Source organism: Anaerolineae bacterium (assembly GCA_014360855.1).
GTDB lineage: Bacteria > Chloroflexota > Anaerolineae > JACIWP01 > JACIWP01 > JACIWP01.
On record JACIWP010000152.1, the window covers coordinates 1 to 7,700 of the forward strand.

General features: G+C 60.4%; 5 protein-coding genes and 1 tRNA gene. 5 read left to right on the forward strand and 1 reads right to left on the reverse strand.

Going from position 1 to position 7,700, the window contains the following annotated elements; translation table 11 throughout:
- From H5T60_09185 to H5T60_09205, 5 genes are all read left to right on the forward strand, one after another.
- A partial coding sequence (locus tag H5T60_09185) for a restriction endonuclease subunit R (GenBank protein MBC7242604.1) occupies positions 1-2,313 on the forward strand: 2,313 nt, incomplete at its 5' end.
- Between the two features lie 399 nt (positions 2,314-2,712).
- Positions 2,713-2,785: transfer RNA gene (locus H5T60_09190), tRNA-Lys, on the forward strand.
- A 239-nt stretch (positions 2,786-3,024) separates the two neighbouring features.
- Positions 3,025-4,632: a DNRLRE domain-containing protein gene (locus H5T60_09195; GenBank protein MBC7242605.1), complete on the forward strand. Its 1,608-nt coding sequence runs from the start codon at positions 3,025-3,027 to the stop codon at positions 4,630-4,632.
- Positions 4,633-4,689: 57 nt separating this feature from the next.
- Positions 4,690-6,696, forward strand: coding sequence for a methyl-accepting chemotaxis protein (locus H5T60_09200; protein MBC7242606.1), 2,007 nt, complete (start codon positions 4,690-4,692; stop codon positions 6,694-6,696).
- An 8-nt stretch (positions 6,697-6,704) separates the two neighbouring features.
- Entirely contained in the window at positions 6,705-7,352 is a 648-nt protein-coding gene (locus H5T60_09205; GenBank protein MBC7242607.1) for a DUF624 domain-containing protein, read from the forward strand.
- A 6-nt stretch (positions 7,353-7,358) separates the two neighbouring features.
- Here H5T60_09205 and H5T60_09210 read toward each other — a convergent pair.
- Positions 7,359-7,700: glycosyl hydrolase (locus H5T60_09210; protein MBC7242608.1), on the reverse strand; the 342-nt coding region annotated here is incomplete at its 5' end.

Here is a 7,700-nt window from a genome sequence, read left to right on the forward strand (position 1 = left end):
GAATACAGCGCCACCTTTGGGCAAGCCCTCTCGGCCGCCGGAGACGATGAACTCACGAAGGAGTACGGCAAGGCCATCGTCTTTGACTACTCCTACCGCTACTTTTACGGCGATGGCTTCGGCAAGGACTTTCGCATCCTCAATTTGCGGGACGAAGGCCGGCCGGAACACACCGAAACCCTGTTGCTGGGCAACCTGCTTTCCTTCTACGAGCAACTGCGCCTGTACGAGGAGCAGGCGGCCGAGCTGCGCCCTTACAACCTGGAAAAGCCGCTCTGGGTCTTTGTGGGCAGCACGGTCAACGCGGTGTACACAAAAGGCGGACAGAAGCGCAGCGATGTGCTCACCGTTGCCCGGTTCTTGCACCATGTGCTGAATGATAAGCGATGGGCGCAGGAAACCATGGAGAACCTGCTGAAAGGACGAAGTGGCCTGTGCGGGCCGGACGGGGCGGATGTGTTCATCGACCGCTTCAAGTACCTGAAAGAACTGGGGCTCACGCCAGCAACCCTTTACACGGATATCCTGCGGCGGATTTTCCATACTGCGACCAGCGGCGGGCTGCACCTGGCCGATATTCGCGGCAGCGCTGGCGAGATCGGGCTGAAAGCCGCCGGCGCGGAGCGTTATTTTGGCGTCATCTACATCGGTGACACTTCGGCTTTCAAGAAACTGGTCGAGGAGCAGGCACCGGAAATTACCCTGGAAGAAGATGCCGTTGGTCAATCGCTCTTCAACGACATCAACCAACCGGATTCCCACATCCACGTGCTCATCGGCGCGAAGAAATTCATGGAGGGGTGGAATTCGTGGCGGGTCTCCACCATGGGACTGCTCAATATTGGGCGCAGCGAGGGTTCTCAGATCATCCAATTATTCGGCCGCGGCGTGCGGTTGAAAGGCAAGGGTTTCAGCCTGAAGCGCTCCGCCGTTTTAGACGGCCCGCATCCCAAGCACATCAGCCTCCTGGAGACGCTGAACATCTTCGCCGTGCGCGCCAACTATATGGCCCAATTCCGCGAGTATCTCGAACGCGAGGGCGTCGAAACCGAGCCGGTTATCGAATTGCCCCTCTTTACCTGGATCAATGAACCTGCTCTCAAGAAAGACCTGCTCATCCCACGCACGCCGGAAGGACGCGACTTTGTGGCCGAAGAACGTCTGGTCCTCGAGCACGATGAGCACATCAAAGTGCATGTGGACATGTCCGTCAAGGTGCAGGCCATGGCCAGCACGGCCACCGGATTACACGATGTGCAGGCGCGGGCGGGAGCAGAGCGCACAATCCCGCCCGACAGTTTGGCGCTGGTGGATTGGGAACAGGTGTATCTGGATTTGCTGCACTACAAAACACGCAAAGGCTGGCGTAATCTGATCATCCACCCGGAGACGCCGCGCAAACTCATGGGGCAAATTGATTACACCCTGGTTGCCGATGAAACGGTGGTGCGCCCCAGGAACTTTGCCGAACGGGAGCTATTGCAGCAGGCTGTGAGCAACATCCTGCGCAAGTACCTGGACACCTTTTACCGCCGCCGTCGGGAGCGTTGGGAAACCCAGACAATGGCGTATCGTCCACTGGACGAAAACGACCCCAACCTGGCCCTCAACAAAGACCGGCTTTCCGAGAGGAAAGCGGCCTACATCGTCAAGGTGAAACGCTCCGATGAGGAGCTCAGACAAGCCATCCAGAAGTTGATCGAAGAATCCGAGCGTCTTTATCGAGCGGAAAACGAGAAACTGCCCCGCATTTACTTTGACCGTCATCTCTATCTTCCCTTGCTGGTGCAAGAGGTGGAACAACTGCAAACCATCCCCCCTGCGCTCAACAAAAGCGAGGCCCAGTTCGTGCGCGATTTGAGGGATTACTGGGAGACGGAAAAAGACGGGGCACTGGCCAAGCAGGAAGTATATGTGTTACGCAACCTGACTCGAGGCAAGGGTGTGGGCTTCTTTGAGAACACCGGCTTCTATCCGGATTTTATCCTCTGGGAGCTGGACGAACAATCCAACAGCCAGCGGATCATCTTTGTCGAACCGCACGGCATGCTGCATGCCAAGGCCTACATCCACGACGAGAAGGCACGCCTGCATGAACGGCTTCCAAAACTGGCGGAGGAGCTGGCCAGGCACGGAGGCCCCTCAAATGTCACGCTGGATGCGTTTATCATTTCCGCCACGCCCTACGAGGAACTTTACCAACGTTACGATGATGGCACGTGGGATCGGGCGAAGTTTGCCGAGAAACACATCCTTTTCCAGGAACGTAGCCCGGGCTACGATTACATCGCGATCCTTTTGCAGGGAAGTTAGAGGGAATGGATTGCTACCCGTCCCCGAGAGGTTGAAAGGCCAGCAAGGGATTGCCTTGCGCGTGGGGATAGCCTGGAAGAATGCGCGGGGCATTAGCTAAATGGAATGGCGACAGTTCCAGGTGTATGGGGGGTGCTACTGCAAACTCACCACCGCGCGGGTTGCGGGACGCAGAGGTGACCATAAACAAGCTATCGGAGGGCTTGACAGCCCCGGGATCCGCGGTATAATCGGATTGTAACGAAATGCCCTGGCGGGGCTGTACTTTTCGAACGGATGTTCTGACAACATTTTGACAACACTTTGACAACACTTCCATACAGGCCCGACAGGGGGAAAAGGAGTAGGGAACTACTATATACAGTGGTATAAGCACGGTGGTGCACTATATTTAGTTGTGGGCCGCTAGCTCAACTGGCAGAGCAGCTGACTCTTAATCAGCGGGTTAGGGGTTCGATTCCTCTGCGGCCCACCTTTTTGTTGCCCTGCGATCCTACAGGTGCCGGCGCCCGACCTTGATGCCCCTATATGTCGTGGGTCTCTGATCGGGGTGTGCAGGACTTACCCAGAATCTTTCCACCAGATTGCTACAAAGATTGCTGTCAGAACATCCGTTCGAAAAGTACAGCCCTGCCAGGCCGGCTTGACATCCACATCGCGCCTCGCTATACTTACCTTCGCATCCGAACCCAGGCAATGGAGAGCCGCGGCATGTCCCGCCGGATCCCACCGCTGGCCGGCACCCTCATCCTGCTCTCAATATGCCTCGCCGGCCAGCTCAACACATCCGCATTACCGCCCCCTCCATCCCTGCCCCGGCCTCAACCTGCCGCCGGCCCGTCCATCACCGTCTGCCTGCGCCAGGACGTCAGCGGCTACCGCGGCACCGACGACGCCGACATCAACCGCTACTCCGACTCCCTGAACACAGGAAGCGATCCATCCCTGCGCATCGCCTCCGACGGCTCCCGCCGCTCCCTCATCCGCTTTCAAATGCCCAGCCTGCCGATGGATATCACCGTCACTCAGGCTGTCCTGCGCCTGTACGTCACCTACACTTCCACGCCGGCCTACCCCATGCAGGTACGGCTCTTCCGCATTCACAAAATGTGGCTGGAATCCGACGTGACCTGGCGAGAAGCGGTCATGGCCCAACCTTGGGAACTGCCAGGCTGTGATCATGTGCCGCTGGACCGCGCCGGCACCCCCTCTGCGCAGGGACAGATGGATGCCGCCGGCCAGTGGCTGGCCCTCGACCTGACGTCCGATGTGATGGTATGGCTGAATGACCCTACCGCTAACCACGGGGTGATCCTGATCGGCGCCGGCGACCATACCGTCCAGTACAACCTCGCTTCCAGCGAATACCCCCAACTCAGCTACCGCCCCGAACTGTGCATCACCTACCTGGAAGCGACGCCCACACCCACGATCACGCCCACCGGCACATCAACCCATACGCCCACGCCGACACGCACCTTCACACCCACACCTACCGTGACCCCCACACCCACCCGCAGCGCCGGCGACATCTACGGCATGGTATGGCACGATATCAACGGCAACCGCCTGCGCGACCATGATGAACCGCCTCTGCCCAATGCGCAGATCATCCTGCGCACGCCGGCCGGCGCCCTGATGATGCTCCAGACCACCGGCGGCGACGGCCTGTACCGCATGGAAAACATCGTCCCCAGTATATACTGGCTCCAGGAAATCGACCCGCCCGGGTATATCTCCACCACACCCAACGACTGGATGGTGCCGGTGTTTGCCAATACCTCTATCGAGGTCAATTTTGGCGACCGCCTGGCGCCCACCCCGACCCCGACCAGCACCGCGACGGCCACCCCCGTCCCCTGTCGCGATGCGTATGAGCCGGACGACACGCCGGCCCAGGCCCGCGCGATTTCCCCGCTGGCTACCCCACAGCACCACAATATCCACGCGGCCGGCGACATTGATTATGTCAAATTCACAGCCTTCGCCGGCAGTACCTACCTCATCCGCACGGCCAACCTGGGCGGAGGCCTCATCAATGATACGCGGCTCCGCCTCCTGGCGCCAGACGGCGTGACCATCCTCGCCGAAAACGACGATGACCCGACCAATCCGCCGGCCTCCGCCATCCAGTGGATCTGCCCCGCTTCGGGCGTCTACTTCGCCGCAGTGTCACAGTTCAATCCCGCCGTTGGCGGATGTGACATTACATATGATATACTTGTCCGCGAGATGACGCCGGCGCCCAGCCCAACGCCGACAGCCACGCCCACGCGCGGCGCGCAGCGTGCCTGTCTGCCGCTGATCTGGCGCCAGTAATGCCGGCCCGCACAGCATGAGGCTGACCCCTCGGAGCAGAGAGAAGGAGAGAGACCAATGACGGTGGCAGAAAACAAATCCCCCCAGCCTGTTCGTCTGACGCTGTGGCAGCGCTTCACAGGAAGCATCACCACCAGCTTCCTGCTCGCATTTGTCCTGACCCTATTTCTGGCGCTGGCCGGCACCCTTCTCTTGCGCTACCGCGACTCCCTCGCCGATGTCGAGCGCCAGGAATCGCGCTTGGCAAACCTGCTTGCACAGAGCCTGAATGCCCATATCCGACAGCATGCCGAACTTGCTCAGACACTGGCCACTGCCATTTCCCTGGATGAACGCATTCAGGGTGCTTTCTCCAACCAAGACCGAGAGTCCCTGCTGCAAATATCCCAGACATACTGGCAGGCGCTCAGCCTTTCCTACCCCGTGGCCCAGTTTCATTTTCACTTGCCGCCGTCCACCTCATTCTTGCGCGTTCATCAGCCGGATAAGTACGGCGATTCCCTGGCAGACCGCCCCATGGTGGTGGAAGCGATTGCCAACCGCAAGCCTATCGCCGGCGTCGAATGGGGCAGAGCAGGCCTCTCCATCCGGGGCATTGCCCCTGTCTTCTATCTGGATCGCTTCATCGGCACGGTGGAGATCGGGATCGCGTTCACTGATCAGCTCCTTCGCGACCTGAACTTTTCCGATAAGGAGGTCCCGTATCGCATACGGATATTGGCCGTTGACCTGGCGCGCCTGCGCGCCGGCGATCCCAACTCCCTGACCCCCATTGCGGCAAGCGAGTACTATCAGCCAGCTATTGACCTGGACCTGTATCGAACGATGGCGGAAAGCGGCATTCCCCAACATACCTATACCACGGTGGGCGGACGCCGATACTACGTTTACCTGTACCCCGTGAAAGACTTCGCCGGCCAGGTTGCCGCCGTAGCGGAAATCTTGATGGACCACGCCGCCCTGTTGGAACCCATCCGACGCTCCATGATCTCCGATATCATCCTGCGCGCAGTCCTGCTGGTGGGCGTCAGTCTTCTTGTTTGGCTCATGCTGAGAGTGTACATCCGCCGGCCGTTGAGAAAGCTGGCTGAGGCCATGCAGGCCATCGCCGGCGGCGACCTGCACCACTCCCTGGACATAGGCTCGCGGCGCGATGAGCTGGGGCTCATGGCACAGGCCTTCTCGAAACTGCAGGAATATCTCTCACACACCCTTTCCCAGCTCGACCAGATGGCTCAGCGCCTGGCGGCTTCTTCGGAGGAATTGGCCAACGCCATGGAAAGCGTGGGGATGAGCTCTCAGCAGATCAGCTCCACTGTGGCGGACATCGCCGCCGGCGCCGGCAAGCAAGCGGAGGAAACATCCACCATCGCCACATCGATGGGGGAAATTCGACAGTTGAGCCAAGATATCGCCGAACGCGCCAACCAGTCGGTTGTCCAAACGCACGCTATGGCCCAGGCCATCCAGGGGACCAGCACTGCGCTCCAGCAGTTGGGCGAGCGTTCCGATATCATCCGCCGCACAGTGGCCATGATGGCCAAGTTTGCCGATGAGACGCATCTGCTGGCGCTGAATGCGGCGGTGGAGGCGGCGCGCGCCGGCGCCGCCGGCCGCGGCTTCGCCGTGCTGGCGGATGAGATCCGCCAACTGGCGCGCAGTTCTGCCCAGGCAACGGAGGAGGTGACCGAACAGAGCCAGCATATCCTGAAGGCCATCGAACAATTGTTGGCCGGCATGCCGACCGCGCTCGCCCAGGTTCAGGAGATCGCCAGCCTCAGTGAACGCATCGCCCTGGCCACCCAGCATCAGAACGAGCGCATCGCCAAGGTCAGCCAAGCCCTGAGCGAAATCAGCAGTATTGCAGAGCAGAACGCCGCCGGCACCGAACAACTAGCCGCGGCCATCGAGGAGCAGAACGTCTCGCTGGAGGAGCTGGTAGTGCTTTCGCAGGAACTTACCCAGATGGCGGCGGAGCTCCGCAGTAGCGTGGACCAAATTTACAGCGGATCTGCGGCGGAAGAGGTTCTTCCAACCCCCGTCGCTGAAACTGCGACGGCGTGAGGCCGGCCATGCTGGGGATTCGTGACGCTTTCATTGCCGTCTGGTCTGCTTTGCGCATCTTCTGGGAGGAGCTGTTCACCTTTGTGGTGTGCAACCTCCTCTTGATCGTGCTGTGCATCCCGGTCGTCACCGCGCCGGCGGCCATCGTCGCCTTGCACTACGTGTGCGACCTGGCCGCCCGCGACAAGGCCATCTCCATCCGGGATTATTTCGACGGGTTCCGGCAGTATTTCCTCCGGGGAACCGCCCTGGTACTGCTGGACGTACTAGTAGGCCTCCTGCTGTTCGCCAACATCTGGTTTTACGGCCAATTTGACGCCGTATGGGCCGCCCTTGTGCGCGCCATTTGGATCGGCATCACGCTGTTCTGGGCTTTACTGCAGGTGTACCTGGTGCCGATGTTTGTGGTCCAGGTCGAGCCTAAAATCCTCACAGCCTGGAAAAACGCCGCGTTCATGGTGCTGGCAGGGCCGTTCTTCTGTGCCATCATCGGCATCGTCAACCTGACGGTTATTGTGCTGAGCCTGATCCTGATGGTGCCGGCCATGACCTTCGGGCTCTCGCTCGCCGCGCTGATCTCCTGCGTCGCGCTCAATAATCGGCTGGATGCGCTGGGCATCCGCAAGAAGCCGGCCGACGAGAACCCGCAACGCTGAAAGGCCCTATGGGGCTGGCCGCCAGCGCAGTCTGATCCGCGCTGTCCCCTCCAGGTCGTAATATGCCGCGCGCAGGAAGTGCTCCTCGCCGGCCGGCACATGCACGGGCAGGCGCAGTTCCTGCAGGCCCCGCCGGCCCCACGCATCGGCGATCAGCACATCATCCAGCCAGACGCGCACCGCGTCATCCGCCTGCACTTCCAGGAGATAGTCGCCCGCCTGCGCGAAGCGGACACTGCCCGTCCAGCACACCGAGAAGCGCTCCGCCGGCACGCCCGGGAACGGGCTTCCAAGCCCCCAATCGTAATCAATCACCGTTTCCTGCCGGCGCGCCCTGGGTTCCCCCGC